The organism is Lacibacter sp. H375, assembly GCF_037892425.1.
Classification (GTDB): domain Bacteria; phylum Bacteroidota; class Bacteroidia; order Chitinophagales; family Chitinophagaceae; genus Lacibacter.
Window position 1 is genome coordinate 4,663,864 of sequence record NZ_JBBKTT010000001.1, and the last position, 17,688, is coordinate 4,681,551.

At 39.8% G+C, this 17,688-nt stretch carries 13 protein-coding genes; 6 read left to right on the plus strand and 7 right to left on the minus strand.

Annotated elements, in window-relative coordinates:
• Positions 1–47 precede the first annotated feature (47 nt).
• Positions 48–398, plus strand: coding sequence for a hypothetical protein (locus tag WG954_RS19970; RefSeq protein WP_340438745.1), 351 nt, complete (start codon positions 48–50; stop codon positions 396–398).
• Positions 399–438: 40 nt separating this feature from the next.
• Here the strand turns inward: WG954_RS19970 and WG954_RS19975 are convergent, their stop codons facing one another.
• Both WG954_RS19975 and yidC read right to left on the minus strand, forming a co-directional pair.
• On the minus strand, positions 439–1,104 hold the full coding sequence (locus tag WG954_RS19975; protein ID WP_340438747.1) for a hypothetical protein: 666 nt from the start codon (positions 1,102–1,104) through the stop codon (positions 439–441).
• 113 nt (positions 1,105–1,217) lie between these two features.
• Positions 1,218–3,065, minus strand: coding sequence for a membrane protein insertase YidC (gene yidC / locus WG954_RS19980; RefSeq protein WP_340438750.1), 1,848 nt, complete (start codon positions 3,063–3,065; stop codon positions 1,218–1,220).
• A gap of 311 nt (positions 3,066–3,376) precedes the next feature.
• Between yidC and WG954_RS19985 the strand changes: the two genes are divergently transcribed.
• A complete protein-coding gene (locus WG954_RS19985) occupies positions 3,377–4,573 on the plus strand; it encodes a DUF4407 domain-containing protein (protein ID WP_340438752.1) in 1,197 nt (398 codons plus the stop codon).
• A gap of 91 nt (positions 4,574–4,664) precedes the next feature.
• Here the strand turns inward: WG954_RS19985 and pyrG are convergent, their stop codons facing one another.
• On the minus strand, positions 4,665–6,314 hold the full coding sequence (gene pyrG, locus WG954_RS19990) for a CTP synthase (protein WP_340438754.1): 1,650 nt from the start codon (positions 6,312–6,314) through the stop codon (positions 4,665–4,667).
• A 211-nt stretch (positions 6,315–6,525) separates the two neighbouring features.
• Here pyrG and WG954_RS19995 point away from each other — a divergent pair, with 211 nt between their 5' ends.
• A complete protein-coding gene (locus WG954_RS19995) occupies positions 6,526–7,626 on the plus strand; it encodes a hypothetical protein (RefSeq protein WP_340438756.1) in 1,101 nt (366 codons plus the stop codon).
• A 1-nt stretch (position 7,627) separates the two neighbouring features.
• Here WG954_RS19995 and proC read toward each other — a convergent pair whose 3' ends face one another.
• Together proC and purL are read right to left on the minus strand one after the other, a co-directional pair.
• Positions 7,628–8,422, minus strand: a complete 795-nt coding sequence (proC, locus tag WG954_RS20000; RefSeq protein WP_340438758.1) for a pyrroline-5-carboxylate reductase — start codon at positions 8,420–8,422, stop codon at positions 7,628–7,630.
• A gap of 113 nt (positions 8,423–8,535) precedes the next feature.
• Positions 8,536–10,770 carry a phosphoribosylformylglycinamidine synthase subunit PurL gene (purL, locus tag WG954_RS20005; protein ID WP_340438759.1) on the minus strand — a complete coding sequence of 745 codons (2,235 nt, stop codon included), beginning with the start codon at positions 10,768–10,770 and terminating at the stop codon, positions 8,536–8,538.
• 85 nt (positions 10,771–10,855) lie between these two features.
• Here purL and WG954_RS20010 point away from each other — a divergent pair, with 85 nt between their 5' ends.
• The 3 genes from WG954_RS20010 to WG954_RS20020 all read left to right on the plus strand — a co-directional run bounded on the left by WG954_RS20010 (position 10,856) and on the right by WG954_RS20020 (position 15,615).
• A complete protein-coding gene (locus WG954_RS20010) occupies positions 10,856–12,106 on the plus strand; it encodes a hypothetical protein (protein WP_340438761.1) in 1,251 nt (416 codons plus the stop codon).
• Positions 12,107–12,253: 147 nt separating this feature from the next.
• The gene (locus WG954_RS20015) at positions 12,254–13,267 is read left to right on the plus strand and encodes a glutamine synthetase beta-grasp domain-containing protein (protein WP_340438762.1); all 1,014 of its coding nucleotides are present in this window, start codon (positions 12,254–12,256) and stop codon (positions 13,265–13,267) included.
• Between the two features lie 158 nt (positions 13,268–13,425).
• Positions 13,426–15,615, plus strand: a complete 2,190-nt coding sequence (locus WG954_RS20020; protein WP_340438764.1) for a glutamine synthetase III family protein — start codon at positions 13,426–13,428, stop codon at positions 15,613–15,615.
• 112 nt (positions 15,616–15,727) lie between these two features.
• On the opposite strand, the gene accC is transcribed toward WG954_RS20020, so the two are convergent.
• Together accC and accB are read right to left on the minus strand one after the other, a co-directional pair.
• Positions 15,728–17,065, minus strand: a complete 1,338-nt coding sequence (accC, locus tag WG954_RS20025) for an acetyl-CoA carboxylase biotin carboxylase subunit (protein WP_340438766.1) — start codon at positions 17,063–17,065, stop codon at positions 15,728–15,730.
• Between the two features lie 107 nt (positions 17,066–17,172).
• A complete protein-coding gene (gene accB, locus WG954_RS20030; protein WP_340438767.1) occupies positions 17,173–17,664 on the minus strand; it encodes an acetyl-CoA carboxylase biotin carboxyl carrier protein in 492 nt (163 codons plus the stop codon).
• Between the last annotated feature and the right edge of the window lie 24 nt (positions 17,665–17,688).

A 17,688-nucleotide genomic window follows, 5' to 3' on the forward strand; every position in this document is an offset into this window, starting at 1 on the left:
TAAGTGGCTTGACAGTTCCCTTTAATAATCTTTAAATTTGTAAGCAAATGACAACCAAAACAACATATCGCCAAAACTTTCTGCGGAACAGTTTACTGATTATGAGCTGTTTTGCTGTTTTCTATTCTGCTTCTTCTGCCACATTTTACAGTGGTGGTGGAAAGAAAAAGGATAACAAATCAACGCTTACCTCGCTTAATCTGAAAAACAACCCGCTCAGCCTTCAAAACGGATTCCGTTTCAAAAGTGGCTTCAATTTCTCAACCAGCAATAACAACAACCTCACAATGAGAGGTAACAGCATTACCTTCCAGAAAGGAAATAACCTGTATGTGTTGCCGGTAAAACAGAAAGTGGTCTTCAGCAAGTTTAAAGCTCCGCAAAAGGAAATCAAATAAATTAAAAACCCCGATGATGAATCGGGGTTTTCTTTTATCCTTAATTCTTCCGAATATCTTTGATCTCTTTATAGGTCATTTCACGATACCCTGTTTTTGGAGTGTCGAACATTGCAGCAGGCACCGGATCAAAACTCACTTTATCTGCAATACAGGTTACTTTCATTTTACCTAACTCAGATTCATACTCCAATGGGAAGCCCGGCAGGTTCTTAAACTGTGCACCATAATCCTTATTCTGGAACACAAGATCAGTTGTGTAATAAACTCTGAACGTACTGCCATCTTTCAACTTGGCAATTGCCAATTTACAGTTGTAACCAAGGATCTTCTTTGTTTCAGACATATATTCGAACTGGATGCCGGCATATTTTCCATTACGGTCTTCGTAATCGTCTTTGGTCATGCGGATCAATATCTTCTGCTCGCCATATTCGTTCATCACCACTGCATTGCCTTGTCTTGAATCGTGCAGGGTGATTGTTTTTCCCAATACGCTCGATAACTCTGTGCGGGTATTGATACCCTTAAAATAGATCTTCTGTGTAGCACCATCTAACAGGTCTGCAGCTTTTGTTTCGTTGTTACCGGTATTCACTACAATATTGTAGGTTACAGTTCCCTCACCATACACCTGCTGAGCACGTAAAGCAGCGAATGGAGCCATCAACAATAAGAATAGAGCCGTTCCAAGTAAATTCTTCATTTTTTGTGTTTGTTCGATACAGGTTAAAGATATAAAAATAGTATACCAAGTTGCACGTCTGGAAAACAAAAAACCCCGACGCTTCGGCCGGGGTTCTATAGCTTTTGTTAAGATTATTTTTTGCCACCAGGCTTTTTCATATCCTGCACTTTCTGGTTGGTTTGCTGTATCTGCTCAAGTCGCTCCTGCCATTTCGATTTACTTACAGGTTTCTTCTTATTCTCCTGCAATTTGGCATGTATCTTCTCTTCATTGATAATAAACTTCTGGATCACAAACTGCAAGCCCAGTGTTACTATGTTTGATACAGTATAATACCATGTTAACGCCGAAGGAAGACTGTTAAAGATGAACAACAACATGATTGGAAAGAAATAGATCATGTACTTCATCACCGGGTTGTCCTGTGTTGGTGTCATCTGCATATTGTACACAGAGATCAATAAACTCGTGATGGTTGCCGTAATAGTAAACAAGCTCACATGATCACCATAGAACGGTATGTTGAATGGTAATGTGGCAATCGTATCATAAGACGAAAGATCTTTCGCCCAGAGGAAGCTTTCCCCACGCAAACCAATATTGGCATTAAAGAAGCTGTACAATGCAAAGAAGATAGGAATCTGCAACAATGCGGGAATACATCCACCTAATGGATTTACGCCGGCCTGACGGAACAATTTCATTTGCTCCATACTCATAGCCTGTTGATCACTGCCATGTTTCTTTTTCAACTCATCAATTTCCGGACGCAACACTTTCATTTTTGCACCACTTAAATAACTTGAATAAGTAAGCGGAGAAATGATCAAACGAATAAAGAAGGTGAGCAAAAGAATTACAATACCCATGCTGGCGATATTCCTGTCGAAGAAATCGAACACAGGCATTACCACAAAACGGTTGATATACTTTACAAACGCAAAGATGCCGTAACCAAGCTGCACATGACTTTCGAGTTTATTACCAATTGCTTTGAGTGTATGAAAATCGTTCGGTCCATAATACAACTGCATTGGAACAGTTCCTTGTGATGCACCTGCAAGATTAAAACGTAATACTGATTTCACATCCATCACCTTTTGCAATGAATCATCTTTTTCTTCAGGCACGGCCCAAGTTGATTCACCATAAGCAAATGTTGAACCTGCAATGATCGATGTATTAAAGAACTGTTGTTTTACACCAATCCATTTTGTTTTATCGCCAAACTTTTTTGTATCGCCTGTACCAGCCGCTTCAAAATCATAGTCACCTTCCTCGTTATAACCAAGATTACTTTGTCCTTTTTCATATTTGAGATCTTTCTCCTGTTGCTTGGCGGTGATATCCCAGTTAAGATTAAGAATGCCTTGTGTTAAGAGTTTATCAGCGCCATTCAATTTCACATTCCAATCAATGAGGTAATTGTTATTCTTAATTGTATAAACGTGTTCAATTGATTTTCCTGCAGAGTCAGCTACACGAAACGTGATGGTTTGCCCATCAGCAGTTTTAGTGATACCTGCATTTGTAAAGTTCAATTGAGAAGTGAGCGCTGCTTTGTTATCGCCGGTATTCACAGAATAGATCAATTGGTGAGCTTCGCCACCCAATACCACCTGTTTACCATCGTAACGTTTGAAGTTCTTTAATTCAACTGTTTTAGGATAACCGCCTTTGTTGGTAAAGCTCACCTTCATCAATTCATTTTCTACAACTGTCAGTTGCTCTGAAAGTGCTGGTTGAAATTCACCCGCTGCCTGGGCAGTTTGTGCAGAATCAAATTTCGATGTCGCCGTTTTCAGGGTAGTTGTATCAACCAACTTGCGCTTAGCTGCTTCCACTTTCGCTAAAGAATCAGCTGTTTTTTGTTTTTCGGCTTCAAGGGCACCTTGCTGACGTTGGGTAAAGAAGATATAACCAAACAACAGCACCATCATCGCAGCAAAGCCAATAATCGTATTCCGGTCAAAATTCATCTGAGTATTTATTTTGGAGCGGCAAAGGTAGGCATTTGAGGGCAAGTACGAGGGACGAAGTGAGAAGTGCGAAAAGAAGAATCAAGGCACAAGGTTCAAGCTGTAAAATCCAATATCCAGGCTCCCAAATCCAAATAGTTCCATACACATGGTTAGGTTCTTCCCTGGGCCTTGGATTTTGTGAATTGGATTTTCTTTCCCCCTCTTTACCATTTCTTTTACAATAACTACATTTACCGCTCGTTTCTATTTTGCTTTAATCACGTTGCTGTTCCCGCTTTAACCAACCAAACTTTAAAAACCATTTAATTATGAGTCAACAGGCTACGCCCATGTACGCCGGGGAAGCATATGTGCCCACCCAAACAGATGAACTGCTTTGGTGGTTAGCTACCGCAGAGAAAGAACTGATCAAAGATTGTGTGGTTGACCGCAACCGCTATCGCATTGTTGGTATGAGCGTTCTTGCCACCTGGATTTTTGCCACACTTGCCTGGACCTATTTCTTTTCAACCGTTATCGACAATGTGTTTCTGTATGTCGGAAGTGGTGTGTTCATGGGTTTTGTGATCCTTAGTATCGACCGGGCTTTGATCAAGGGCATCAATCAATTCAATAAACGAAAGATCACTCCTCTCCTTTTTCGTGGGTTACTGGCATTAACCATCGGCACCTTTATGGCACAACCTGCCATTCTTTACATGTTTGATAAAGAAATAAAAATGCAGGTATCGCTTGATAATGAAAAACGAAAACTCACCAAGCGAACAGAACTTGATCTATTATACAAAAACCGTAAGGATGAATTGCAAAAGGAAAAGACAGGTTTACAAAAAGATCTGGCCGTAAAGTATGCCGAGGTAAATAATGCCCGTGAAAAATTTATAGCTGAAACGGATGGTAGCGGTGGCAGCGGGAAAGTAGGTATACAGGATATTGCCATTGCCAAGCGTAACGAATACCAAAAACTGGATGAAGAATACAAAGCGTTGCAAACACAACAGCAGCAACGCATTGGTGCCATTGATGAAGAACTGAATGGTATGGAAACAACGATAAAAAAACAGGAAGCAGATTTCTTGAATTACCTCAACACCGGTTTCTTAACCCGCATTGAAGCAATGAATAATCTGCTGAAAGAAAACGATGCTTTACAGTTTCGTTATTATCTTATTCTCATTATCCTGATGTTGATTGAATTGATGCCGGTGATTGCAAAAACTTTATTGCCGGTTGGCGTGTACGATGAAAAAGTAAAACAACGTGAAGCATTGGAAAAACAAATGGCCGAAGAAAGCGTGGATTATGAACGTGATATGAAACGTCTTTATAATAAGCTATCCATGCAACAGGATACGGAAACAATGGAAGAATTTTTCCGCATGCAGAAAGATGAACAGAAAACAAAACTCAATCATTTTGGTAAAGACTGGAAACGGAACGATGAAAATGTACAGGGGTTCTGGGAAAAGATAAAACAGCAGATGATTGGCAGACCGGAGAATTAATATTTAGCCGGCAGTAATTAGTTATAAGTAAAAAAGTGAAGACTGATTGGTCTTCACTTTTTATTTTTCAGTTTAAATTTTCGATTTGCAGTTATATCATTTCACTTTCCAGCAATGGATTCTTAATGGACTGTTGCTTCTCAGAATAATCTTTTGCTGCTTTAATAAAGTGTACGAATAAAGGGGCAGGGCTTTCAACCGTGCTTTTTAATTCAGGATGATATTGCACACCAATAAAGAATGGGTGCTTGGGATTTTCTATGATCTCCACTAAACCTGTTTCCGGGTTTTTACCGCTAGGGATCATACCCGCCTGTTCAAATGCTTCCATGTATTTATTGTTGAACTCGTAGCGATGCCGATGACGTTCGTTAATATGTAAACTTCCGTAAATTTTTTCAGCTAAAGAGCCTTCTTTAATATCGCATGGATAAGATCCCAAACGCATAGTACCACCTTTGCTGGTGATCTTCTTCTGTTCTTCCATCATATCAATTACCGGGTCAGGCGTTTCAGCATTCATTTCAAACGAATGTGCATCTTTTAAGCCTAATACGTTTCTTGCAAATTCAACACAAGCCATTTGCATACCTAAACAAATACCAAAGAAAGGCAATCCGTTTTCACGTGCATATTTAATTGCAGTGATCTTTCCTTCTATACCACGGTTACCAAAACCAGGGGCAACCAACAAACCATCAAGACCTGTTAACTTCTCGGCAACATTTTGGTCAGTGATGAATTCACTGTGCACATTCACCACATTCACTTTACATTCATTCATGGCACCTGCATGAATAAAGCTTTCAAGGATTGATTTGTATGCATCCTGCAGTTCAATATATTTCCCAATCAAGCCAATGTTTACCTGGCTCTTTGGATACTTTAATTTATCAAGAAACTTCTTCCAGTTTTCTAAATCCGGTTCAGGGAAAATAGTTACGCCAAGTTTACGCAAACAGATCACATCTAATTTTTCCTTCAACATAAACAGCGGAACTTCATAAATGGTAGAAGCATCGCTTGCTTCAATTACCGCTTCCGGTTTTACATTACAGAACAAAGCGATCTTACGACGGATTTCTGTACTCAACGGTCGCTCCGTACGGCAAACAATAATATCAGGATGCACACCTTCCTGGCTCAGCATACGAACACTGTGCTGGGTAGGTTTTGTTTTTAATTCTTTTGCTGCTTTTAAATAAGGAATGAGTGTTAAATGAATCACGAGACAATCTTCTTCCGGCAATTCCCATTGAATTTGACGAACAGCTTCCACAAAAGGTAATGATTCAATGTCACCCACCGTTCCACCAATTTCAGTGATCACAATATCATACTTGGAATCTTTACCCAGCAATAACATGCGGCGTTTGATCTCATCTGTTATATGCGGAACTACCTGTACGGTTTTTCCGAGATAAGCACCTTCACGTTCTTTATTGATGACTGTTTGATAAATACGCCCGGTTGTAACGTTATTCGCCTGTGTAGTATGAATATTTAAATAACGCTCATAGTGCCCAAGATCGAGATCAGTTTCTGCACCATCTTCTGTTACAAAACATTCGCCATGTTCGTAAGGGTTAAGTGTGCCGGGATCTACGTTGATGTAAGGGTCGAATTTCTGGATGGTTACTTTGAACCCACGGGACTGTAACAATTTGGCCAACGATGCGGCAATAATTCCTTTACCCAATGATGATGTAACGCCACCGGTTACAAAAATGAACTTGGCCATAAAATTAATTTACGAGTTTAGAGACCTACCGTAATGTAAAATGGAAATAAATAAATAGTGGAGGTCATGCAAACCTACGATGATTTTTTTGATTGAAAAAATCGGTTGGCTGGGTGTGGAAAAACTATTTGAAAAAACAAAACCTGCAACTTATTTCAGCTTATCTGAGGACGGGAAAAACTGATTTTGTATATTAGCTTGATACATTGATATGAAAGCTACCCTCCTTTCCCTATTTCTATTGACGATTGCTCTTTCTCTTTCAGCGCAAAGGAATATCCAAAAAGCCTTTAATCCTGAAGAATTTTCAACAGCGATCATTAAACTTACTGTTCCAAAATCACCAAAGTTAGTGTCACTGTCATTTTCAGGCATGGATGTGTATGATAAACGTAATGATTCTTCATTTGCGGGATTTTATAAAACGAAACATTCACGCACCAAGTCATTTGTCACTATTCTGAAAACAGAAGAAGCTACATCTACCTCTGTTTACTCATTTCTTGAACCGCAAATATCATTTGATCGTCAATCGAATTACCGACTGGTGCTTTTAATACGAAAACTTTGGTTATCAAAGGAGATAGAGAACACCGAAGCAAGAGATCATAATATTATGATGCAAAAAGCATTGCTACCCGGTATAATTACATGTTTTGAATTTTATGCAAAACAAGGTGAGCAACTTACTCCATTGTTGAGATACGATACAACGATTCTTCATCACAATCCTAACCTGGCACTGATAGATGAGGAGTTACTTCAAACTACTTTGACTTCAGCTATTGATAAGCTTTCGAAAACTAACTACCGACAAAAAATGGAAACCGGAAGAACCTATTCTTGGTTACAGGTAGATAGTTTCTCCACAACAACAAGTCGTATTGAAATTTTGCATACAGCGTCTTTTAAAAAAGGCGTATATCTAACTTACGATGATTTCAAAAACAACAGGCCATCCATAGGGGATTTTGAAATAAAAAAAACTGAATTTGCTCACACGTTGTTTGTCAAAGATGAACAAGGAAATCAATACCCTACTCGCAAAATTTGGGGATTTTCAGACGGTGAAAATCTTTTCATTAAAAGCGCAGACATTTTTTTCAAGCTGGAAAACTTCAATAATAATTTTTACTGCTGGGCTTCGAAAAATGTAAGTATGGTTACAACAGTCTCATTCGGAGATCTCATTGCGTTAGGCTTCATATCCGCTGCCACAGGTGCTACTGGAGGTAAAGCGGGAAGAAAAACAAAGGCTGCTCTTTTCTTAAAGCTTTACCAACTTGATCTTGAAACCGGGCATTTATACTAAGCTATTTCCCAATACTCTCGTAACTCGTTTTTATACCTTTTATAAGTGATGAACTAAACCCGCTGTGTTCCATTTCATTAAGTCCGGCAATGGTACAGCCACGTGGCGTAGTTACTTTATCGATCTCTGCTTCTGGATGCGATCCTTTTTGTATCAATAATTCAGCAGCTCCATTTACAGTTTGTGCAGCAATAAGTGTCGCTGTTTTTGCATCGAATCCAATTTCAATACCGCCTTGTATGCTTGCACGGATATAACGCAACGCATATGCAATTCCACAGGCACCAAGTACTGTTGCGGCATCCATCAGTTTTTCATCGATGAGTGCAACACGACCAAGTTGAGAAAAAAGATCATGCACATAATCAAGTTGTTCCTGCACAGTATTTATTGAACTGATACAGGTCATGCTTTCCTGGATTGAAATAGCGGTATTCGGCATTGCACGAATAACAGGCATATTTGTTCCCACCCACTCCTGCATATCTTTTATGCCAACGCCGGTAATTACACTTACCAACACATGTCTTGTCGAGTTCAGTTCTTCCTTCATCTCCAGCAACACATCTTTTATCTGGAAAGGTTTTACTGCCAGTATAACGAGGTCGGCATAACGTGCAGCTTCTTTGTTATCGCTGGAAACCAACACGCCCTTACTTTCAATATCGTTCAGGGTTTTAATATTCCGCTTGGTAATAATAATATGGCTGGGCAAACAAAATCCACTTTTTATCAGTCCTTCTGCAATGGCAACACCTAGGTTTCCTCCACCAATAATGGCAATCTTTTTATTCATGACTCAATTTTTTTGCTAATAAAATGCCGCAGCGATTTTCACTGCGGCATGCTTTCGTTACAATACTAAAATTAAGATTAATTATTTCAACGTAACAATTTTCATTTAAATGATCACAATGCAGTTAACGCATGTTCGCTTTCATGACCAGCTAAAAGATTTTCAATTGCTGTGTCATACTTTTCTTTCCAGCTTAACACGGTTCCCCACTCCATTCCATCAACTTCAACACTTCCGTTGGTAACAACACCAAGCTCAGCGTAGGGATGATTATTCAATACTTTTTTGAAAGCTGCTACTTGCTCTTCTTTCACAGTTACCACTACACGGCTTTGTGATTCACCAAACCAGAATGCATCTTTACGGATATTACTGTCTGATGCAACCACATCAAACCCAAGATTATTATTGAATGACGATTCCAGTAAGGTTGTAAATAAGCCACCTTCACTTACATCATGTGCCGAGACAATTATTTTTTGTTTGATGAGCGATGCAATTGTTTGTTGTAACACGAACTCTTCTTCCAGATCAAAATGAGGTGCCGGGCTGAATTCAACTGAATGAAGTTTGTGCAAGTATTCACTTGAGCCAAGATCATCTGTTGATTTTCCTATAAGAAAGATCACGTCGCCTTCTGTTTTAAAATCAAGCGTCATCTTATCATTGATGTTCTCTAATAATCCCACCATACCAATTGTTGGTGTTGGATAAACTGCACCATCCGGGCTTTGATTATAGAAACTTACATTACCACCAGTAACAGGCGTATCAAACTTTTTACATGCTTCACCCATTCCTTTAATGGCATGCACAAATTGATAATACACTTGCGGATCGTAAGGATTACCAAAGTTGAGACAGTTAGTGATGCCCAATGGCAAACCACCACTGCAAACAATATTTCGTGCAGCTTCGCTTACTGCGATCATTGCACCTTTATAAGGATCTGCAAAAACATATTTACTGTTGCAATCAGTTGTTACAGCTAAACCTTTGGTTGTTCCTTTTACATGAACAACGGCGGCATCGGTTGGTGCATTAGTGCTTGAGTTGCCTGTACCCACCATACTATCGTACTGATGATAAACAGTACGCTTGCTGGCAATGTTTGGGATTTGAATGATCTGTTCAGCAACAGCTTTCAGATCATCCGGCACTTCGATACTTTTAGCATCAAAGGCTTTAATTTTTTCGAAATAAGCAGGTTCTGCATATTCTCTTGTGTATTGTGGTGCACCTCCGCCCAATACTAACTCATAAGCAGGTAGCTCTGCTTCCAGCTCACCATGCATATAAAATTTCAACAATCCATCGGTTGTTACTTCACCAATTTCAGAGCAAGGCAAGTCCCACTTTTCAAATACATCTAATACGGCCTGTTCTTTTCCTTTTTCTACCACCATCAACATACGCTCCTGGCTTTCGCTCAGCAACAGTTCCCATGTCTTCATATTTTGTTGACGAGTTGGAACTTTATCTAAATCAATGCGCATGCCTACTTCACCTTTTGCACTCATTTCAGCAGTTGAACAAATAATACCGGCTGCACCCATATCCTGCATACCAACAACTGCACCTGTTTGTATTACTTCCAAACAAGCTTCCAACAATTTCTTTTCCTGAAATGGATCACCAACCTGCACTGCTGGTAATTCTTCGGCACTTTCTGCTGTAATATCAGCACTTGCAAAACTTGCACCGCCAATACCATCTTTACCTGTTGCGCTACCTACAAAGAAAACCGGGTTGCCTTCGCCAAGTGCTGTTGCCGAAACAGTTTCACCAGCTTTTACAATACCCACACTCATGGCGTTCACGAGTGGGTTAGTATGATAACAATCTTCAAAATAAATTTCACCACCAACTGTTGGCACACCAAAACAGTTACCGTAATGACCGATACCGTGTACAATACCACCTAACAAGTGCTGGGTTTTTGCTTCTTTCAGATTACCGAAACGCAGTGAGTTAAGTGCGGCAATTGGTCTTGCGCCCATGGTAAATATATCACGGTGAATACCACCAACACCCGTTGCAGCACCTTGAAATGGTTCAATGGCTGACGGGTGATTGTGACTCTCGATTTTAAATACAACACCAAGGTTATCGCCAATATCCATCAGCCCGGCATTCTCTTCGCCAGCCTTAACTAACATACGTCCGCCTTCACGGGGTAATGTTTTCAACCATTTAATAGAGTTCTTATAACTGCAATGCTCACTCCACATACCACTGAAGGCGCAGAGTTCATTGAAGTTGGGCGTACGGCCGAGTTTCTTTTTAATTAATTCGAATTCTTCTTCGGTTAAACGAAGCTGCTGTGCGGTTTTTGCTGTTATTTCCATGATGTGTAAGAAAGCGCAAAAGTACAAATGCAGGGTCAACAGTTTGACTGTATGAAAAGAAATATTTTAATTTGCTCCCAATTACATGACATATTTACTGTTTGCTGTATACCTCGTTCTGTTCAGCTGGCTAATAACCAGGGTAAAATTTATTCAACATTCGGGGTTAACTAACTACTGGCTTATTGGATTATTTGTACTGAAAGTTGCTGCAGGCGTAGCTTATGGTTGGTATTATACCACTATACCTAATTACGAACTGTCAGCAGACACATGGAAATTCTTTTTTGATTCGAAAAGCGATACTGCCCTCCTCTTCCAAGACCCCGTTCGGTATTTCACAGGCATTTTTGATAATCCATACAACAGAGACTATCGTCACATTTTCTCCAGTGTAGACTCTTATTGGAATGATCTGAAGCATACATATATGGTAAAGATCGTTTCGCTGTTTAATGTATTCAGCGGATCGAGATATTATGTGAATGTTATCTTCTATTCATTCATCACTTTCTTTGGACCAATTGCATTTATACGTGTAATGAATGATGTGTTCCCCGATCGTAAACTACTCATCACCTGCGGCACATTTCTTTTCCCCTCCTTTTTATTCTGGTCATCCGGTATTCATAAAGATGGGCTCATCTTCACTTACATGTCATTAATCGTGTTTGTTGTTTATTTCGGGATAAAGAAAAACAAATTGGGCGTCAAAGAACTGTTGTTCGTTGGTTTATTGTTAATGCTGATATTTCCTGTTCGAAACCATGTTGTACTTGCCGCCCTACCCGGTTTATTTGCGTGGTGGTTGGCTGAGAAATTTTTCAAACGAAAATGGATCGCTTTTGTAGGCGTAACTGTAATTGGCACTGCAGCCTTTTTTTCAGCAAAGTATATTCATCCCAAACTTGATCTGCCAATATCCATTGTTCTACGCAATAAAGACTTCATTAGGCTAGGAGGAAATTCATTTTTACCCCAAAGAAAACTTGAACCAACTTTTACCGGCTTTGTGCAAAATGCACCACAAGCGTTAAACCATACATTGGTACGACCATACGTTACAGAATTTTTATCGCCGCTTTATCTTGCTAGTGCATTGGAAATATTATGTATCTGGATATTAGTGTCTGTCTGGTTTTTCCGGTTCACCGATAATCCTTACAAGCATTCTGTTGTTCAGTTTCTTTTTCTAGTATCGATGGTCTTGTTACTGCTAACCGGCTATATCGTTCCGCAGTTGGGCGCCATTGTTCGTTACCGTGCTATTTTCTTTCCGTTTATTCTTGTTCCTATTATCGCCACCATTGAATGGAGGCAAAACAAATTACAATAAAATACATGTGATGTTTTTCCACACTAACTAACGTTATAATTGGGGAAATAGCGTAAATTTTTTAGATTAAAAACAATTTCAATCGTAAATTAGCAGCGCAAATAGCAATATTTATTGTTTTTCTAAACTTATTCAAAGCGGTAACACATGTCATTGTCAAAACTTGAGTACATCTGGCTCGATGGTTACAAACCAACTCAAAGCCTTCGCAGCAAAACAAAAATTGAAAAAGACTTCAGTGGTAAATTGGAAGATTGTCCAATGTGGAGTTTCGATGGTTCTTCTACTGAACAAGCCTTGGGCGGTTCATCTGATTGCTTGTTAAAACCTGTATATATTATACCAGATCCTCAGCGCAAAAATGGCTTCCTCGTGATGTGCGAAGTATTGAATGCTGATGGTACTGCACACGTATCGAATGGTCGTGCATTAATTGAAGATGATGATAATGATTTCTGGTTTGGTTTTGAACAGGAATATTTCCTTTGGAATCCTGAAACAAACAAACCCCTTGGTTTTCCTTCTGGTGGCTACCCTGCTCCCCAAGGTCCTTACTATTGCTCAGTTGGTGCTAACAATGCATACGGTCGTGATATCATTGAAGAACATTTAGATGCTTGCTTAGAAGCAGGTTTGAATGTTGAAGGTATCAATGCTGAAGTAGCAGCAGGTCAGTGGGAATTTCAAATTTTCGCTAAAGGTGCAAAAGAAGCAGGTGATCAAATCTGGCTTGGCCGTTACCTTCTCGAAAGAATTGGTGAAAAATATGGTGTTTCTATCAACTGGCATTGTAAACCTCTTGGTGAATTGGATTGGAACGGTAGCGGTATGCACGCCAACTTCTCCAATACATTATTACGTACTGCAGGCAGCAAAGAAATCTTCGACAAAGTTTGTGAAGCGTTCCGTCCTGTAGTAAAAGAACATATTGATGTTTACGGTGCTGATAACCATTTACGTTTAACAGGTAAGCACGAAACTGCAAGCATTCATGATTTCAGTTATGGTGTTTCCGATCGTGGTGCTTCTATCCGTATTCCTGTTGTAGTTCCTAAGTGGGGCTGGAAAGGTTATCTCGAAGATCGCCGTCCAAACTCTGCTGCAGATCCTTACAAAGTAGCTGCTCGCATTATCAAAACAGTAAAATCTGTAAAAGCATAATTACTGAATGGAATTTTCAAAATCCCCCTTTGTAAAAAAGGGGGATTTTTTTTCTCCATTACTTCCCGTTAAAATACCTGAAATTCGCAACGCAAACTGATTGTATTATTTTCAACCGATTGTTGCCATTGTGCTGATCAAATTATTAAATACACTTTATGTCATTACGTTACCAGGCCATTAAAAATTTATCGACACAGGAGAACATTGAAGTCGGCTCTCCTGCAAAGATCACTGCCATTTTTTGTCAGAATGTTTTTACGATTAAAACAGCACGTGAGTATTTGAGCGATGAAGCATACAAAAGTCTTGTATCATCCATCAAAGGAAATAAAAAGATCGACCGCACCAATGCCAACCAGATCGCAGCTGGTATTCGCCAATGGGCTGAAAGCAAAGGAGTTACACATTACACGCATTGGTTTCAACCACTAACAGGATCAACAGCAGAAAAACATGATTCGTTCTTTACATTAAAAGGTGATGGTACTGCTATTGAGGAATTTGATGGAGGTGCACTTATTCAGCAAGAGCCTGATGCATCATCATTCCCAAGTGGTGGTATCCGTGCAACATTTGAAGCACGTGGTTATACAGCATGGGATCCCTCCTCGCCTGCATTCATTATGGAGATCGGCAATGGTAAAACATTATGCATCCCAACACTCTTTGTTTCCTACACAGGTGAGTTACTTGATTATAAAGGACCGGTATTAAAAGCGTTGGAAGCAGTAAACAAAGCAGCAGTTGACGTTTGCTACTATTTCGATAAAAACATAACCAAGGTTACCCCAACTCTGGGTTGGGAACAGGAATATTTTGTGGTGGATGAAGCATTGTACAATGCACGCCCTGATCTGTTGCTGAGTGGACGTACAGTATTTGGTCATCAATCAGCAAAAGGTCAGCAGCTGGAAGATCATTACTTTGGCTCTATACCAGAACGCATTTATGCATTCATGCGTGATTTCGAAAATGAATCATACAAACTTGGTATTCCTTTACGCACACGTCATAATGAAGTTGCACCTGCACAATTTGAGTGTGCACCAATATTTGAAGAAGTAGCAGTTGCAATTGATCATAATTCATTATTGATGGATGTGATGGATCGTGTTGCTCGCCGTCATAAACTTCGTGTGTTGTTACATGAAAAACCGTTTGCCGGTATTAACGGAAGTGGTAAGCACAACAACTGGAGCATGGCGACTGACACTGGTGTAAACTTATTGGCGCCTGGTAAAACACCAAAAACCAATTTGATGTTCCTCACCTTCTTTATAAATGTAGTTCGGGCTGTAGATCAGTATGCTGATATTTTACGTGCTTCTATTGCAGGTGCAGGTAACGATCATCGTTTAGGTGCAAACGAAGCACCCCCTGCTATCATTTCCGTTTTTGTAGGTAAATACTTAACGGAAGTATTAGATGCAGTTGAGAAACGTGTTACTACAAAATTTGATGAACAGGATGAAGCTATTCTTAAACTTGATCTGCATAAAAGTATTCCTGAGTTGATGCTGGATAATACAGATCGTAACCGTACATCTCCTTTTGCCTTTACCGGTAATAAGTTTGAGTTCCGTGCTGTTGGTTCAAGTGCCAACTGTTCAAATGCAATGACGGTGCTCAATGCAATTATGGCGCAAACATTAACTGAGTTCAAAGAAGAAGTTGATACGCTTATTGACAAAGGTGAGAAAAAAGAAATTGCCATCATGCATGTATTGCAACGCTATGTGAGTGAAAGCAAGAAAGTATTGTTTGAAGGTGATGGCTATAGCGAAGCATGGGCAAAAGAAGCTGAGAAGCGTGGACTACCAAATGTAAAAACAACGCCATACGCATTGGATGCGATGATAACCAAGAAAGCAAAAGAGTTGTTTGAAAATACCGGCGTTTACACACATGCAGAACTGGAAGCACGTCATGAAATTGAATTGGAAAAATACATTAAGCAAGTGCAGATCGAAGGACGTGTTATGGGTGAGCTTTGTACCAGCCATGTATTACCAGCTGCTGTGAAATACCAGAATGTATTGATCACAAACATCAAAGGTTTAAAGGATATTGGTATCAACAAAGAGTCTTATGCAAATCAATTGCAGATACTTGAAAAAATCTCGTTACATATCAACAAATGCAGCGACCTGGTTGAGCAAATGATCGAAGCACGTAAAAAAGCAAACGTAATTGAAGACACAAGAGCAAAAGCCATTGCTTATTGTGATGATGTGAAAGGCAAGTTCTTTGATGAGATACGTTACCACGTAGATAAACTTGAACTGCTGGTAGATGATGCCAGTTGGTACTTGCCGAAATACAGAGAGTTGTTGTTCCTGCGTTAAGCTACTTACTATGTCAATTATACAAAGGCCTGCAGATTGTTGCAGGTCTTTTTTTAATTCATAAACAAATTCAACCCAAAAGAAAAGTCCCACTTCTCAGCGGGACTTTTCTTCATTTCATTTTGAAACTTTCCAAAAACTTCGTTGTGAAATTTCCTTTCCGGAAATTTTCATCGAGCATTAATTGCTGATGGAATGGAATGGTTGTTTTTACCCCTTCAATCACATACTCGCTTAATGCACGGCTCATGGTATTGATGGCTTCCTCACGAGTACGGGCAACCGCAATAATTTTTGCGATCATTGAATCGTAGTAAGGAGGAATCACATAACCAGCATACACATGCGAGTCGATACGGATACCATGTCCACCGGGTTGGTGTAATGTGGTGATCTTACCAGGTGAAGGACGAAAATCGTTGTATGGATCTTCGGCATTAATGCGGCACTCAATAGCATGCATCTGCGGTTCATAATTTTCACCGCTGATCTTTTCGCCCTGTGCGATCAATATCTGTTCTTTGATAAGATCAAAGTTTGTTACTTCTTCTGTTACACAATGCTCTACCTGGATACGTGTGTTCATTTCCATGAAATAGAAATTGCGATGCTTATCAACCAGGAACTCGATTGTACCCACACTTTCGTAACCAATAGCTGCTGCCGCTTTACAAGCTGCATCACCCATTGCTTTACGTAACTCAGGCGTCATAAACGGTGAAGGTGATTCTTCCACCAGCTTCTGATGACGACGTTGAATAGAACAGTCACGTTCACTTAAATGACAAACAGTTCCGTAGCGATCACCGGCAACCTGTATTTCAATATGCCGTGGTTCTTCTACAAATTTTTCCATGTAGATACCATCGTTCTTAAACGAAGCGCCGGCTTCCTGTTTTGCTGTATCGTAGTTGCGTTCTAATTCTTCTTCATTCCAAACAACACGCATTCCTTTACCACCACCGCCTGCTGTTGCTTTTAAAATAACGGGATAACCAACCTGTTTTGCAATTTCTTTTGCTTGTGCAGCACTTTCTAATAAACCACCACCACCGGGAACAACAGGCACACCTGCTTTGATCATGGTTTCTTTTGCTGTGATCTTATCACCCATTGAACGGATCTGATCTGGAGTTGGACCAATGAACTTAATTCCATTCTGTCCGCATATCTCAGCAAACTTTGCATTCTCTGCTAAAAAACCATAACCCGGGTGAATAGCATCTGCATTGGTAATCTCTGCTGCAGCAATAATGTTTGGTACGTTGAGGTAAGATTCCGCACCTGCAGGTTTACCAATACAAACTGCTTCATCAGCAAATTTTACATGTAAGCTTTCACGATCGGCCGTTGAATAAACAGCAACCGTTTTAATGCCCATTTCACGACAAGTGCGAATGATACGCAATGCAATCTCACCACGATTGGCAATTAATATCTTTTTAAACATGGAGACAATTTGAAGATTTGAAAATTGAATAATTTAAAAATGAACGGCAACCTGAAAATTGAAGATGCATTTGCATTTTCAATTTTTCAAATTAACTCATTTTCAAATCAGCTCGGATCTACCAGGAACAAAGGCTGATCGTATTCCACAGGCGATTGATCTTCTACCAGTATCTTCACGATCTTGCCCTTCACTTCACTTTCAATTTCATTGAAAAGTTTCATGGCTTCAATAATACACACCACTTTACCCGGTGTCACTTCCGATCCTACTTCTACAAATAAAGGTTTATCGGGTGAGGGTTTGCGGTAGAATGTACCGATCATCGGGCTCTTAATGGTGATGTACTTGCTGGTATCGTCAGCTTTAGTTGCAGCTGGTGGAGCTGCGGAACCAGCAGCGGGTAATGCAGCAGGTGCAGGAGCCGGAGCAAATGCTTGCTGAGGGGCTTGTTGAAACTGACCTGAAATAAGTGTTTGCTGAATGATTTCTTCTTTTTGTTTTATTGTAACCTTAAAGTCTTTTTCTTCGATGGTGAGTTCACTGAGGTTGGATTTGTTGACCAGTTTAATCAATTCCTGAATTTGCTTAAAATCCATGATCGTGAGGTTTAAAATGTTAAA

Coding starts and splice junctions, on each gene's coding strand:
- WG954_RS19970 (WP_340438745.1), top strand. CDS start 48: ATGACAACCAAAACAACATATCGCCAAAACTTTCTGCGGAACAGTTTA.
- WG954_RS19975 (WP_340438747.1), bottom strand. CDS start 1,104: ATGAAGAATTTACTTGGAACGGCTCTATTCTTATTGTTGATGGCTCCA.
- yidC (WP_340438750.1), bottom strand. CDS start 3,065: ATGAATTTTGACCGGAATACGATTATTGGCTTTGCTGCGATGATGGTG.
- WG954_RS19985 (WP_340438752.1), top strand. CDS start 3,377: ATGAGTCAACAGGCTACGCCCATGTACGCCGGGGAAGCATATGTGCCC.
- pyrG (WP_340438754.1), bottom strand. CDS start 6,314: ATGGCCAAGTTCATTTTTGTAACCGGTGGCGTTACATCATCATTGGGT.
- WG954_RS19995 (WP_340438756.1), top strand. CDS start 6,526: ATGAAAGCTACCCTCCTTTCCCTATTTCTATTGACGATTGCTCTTTCT.
- proC (WP_340438758.1), bottom strand. CDS start 8,422: ATGAATAAAAAGATTGCCATTATTGGTGGAGGAAACCTAGGTGTTGCC.
- purL (WP_340438759.1), bottom strand. CDS start 10,770: ATGGAAATAACAGCAAAAACCGCACAGCAGCTTCGTTTAACCGAAGAA.
- WG954_RS20010 (WP_340438761.1), top strand. CDS start 10,856: ATGACATATTTACTGTTTGCTGTATACCTCGTTCTGTTCAGCTGGCTA.
- WG954_RS20015 (WP_340438762.1), top strand. CDS start 12,254: ATGTCATTGTCAAAACTTGAGTACATCTGGCTCGATGGTTACAAACCA.
- WG954_RS20020 (WP_340438764.1), top strand. CDS start 13,426: ATGTCATTACGTTACCAGGCCATTAAAAATTTATCGACACAGGAGAAC.
- accC (WP_340438766.1), bottom strand. CDS start 17,065: ATGTTTAAAAAGATATTAATTGCCAATCGTGGTGAGATTGCATTGCGT.
- accB (WP_340438767.1), bottom strand. CDS start 17,664: ATGGATTTTAAGCAAATTCAGGAATTGATTAAACTGGTCAACAAATCC.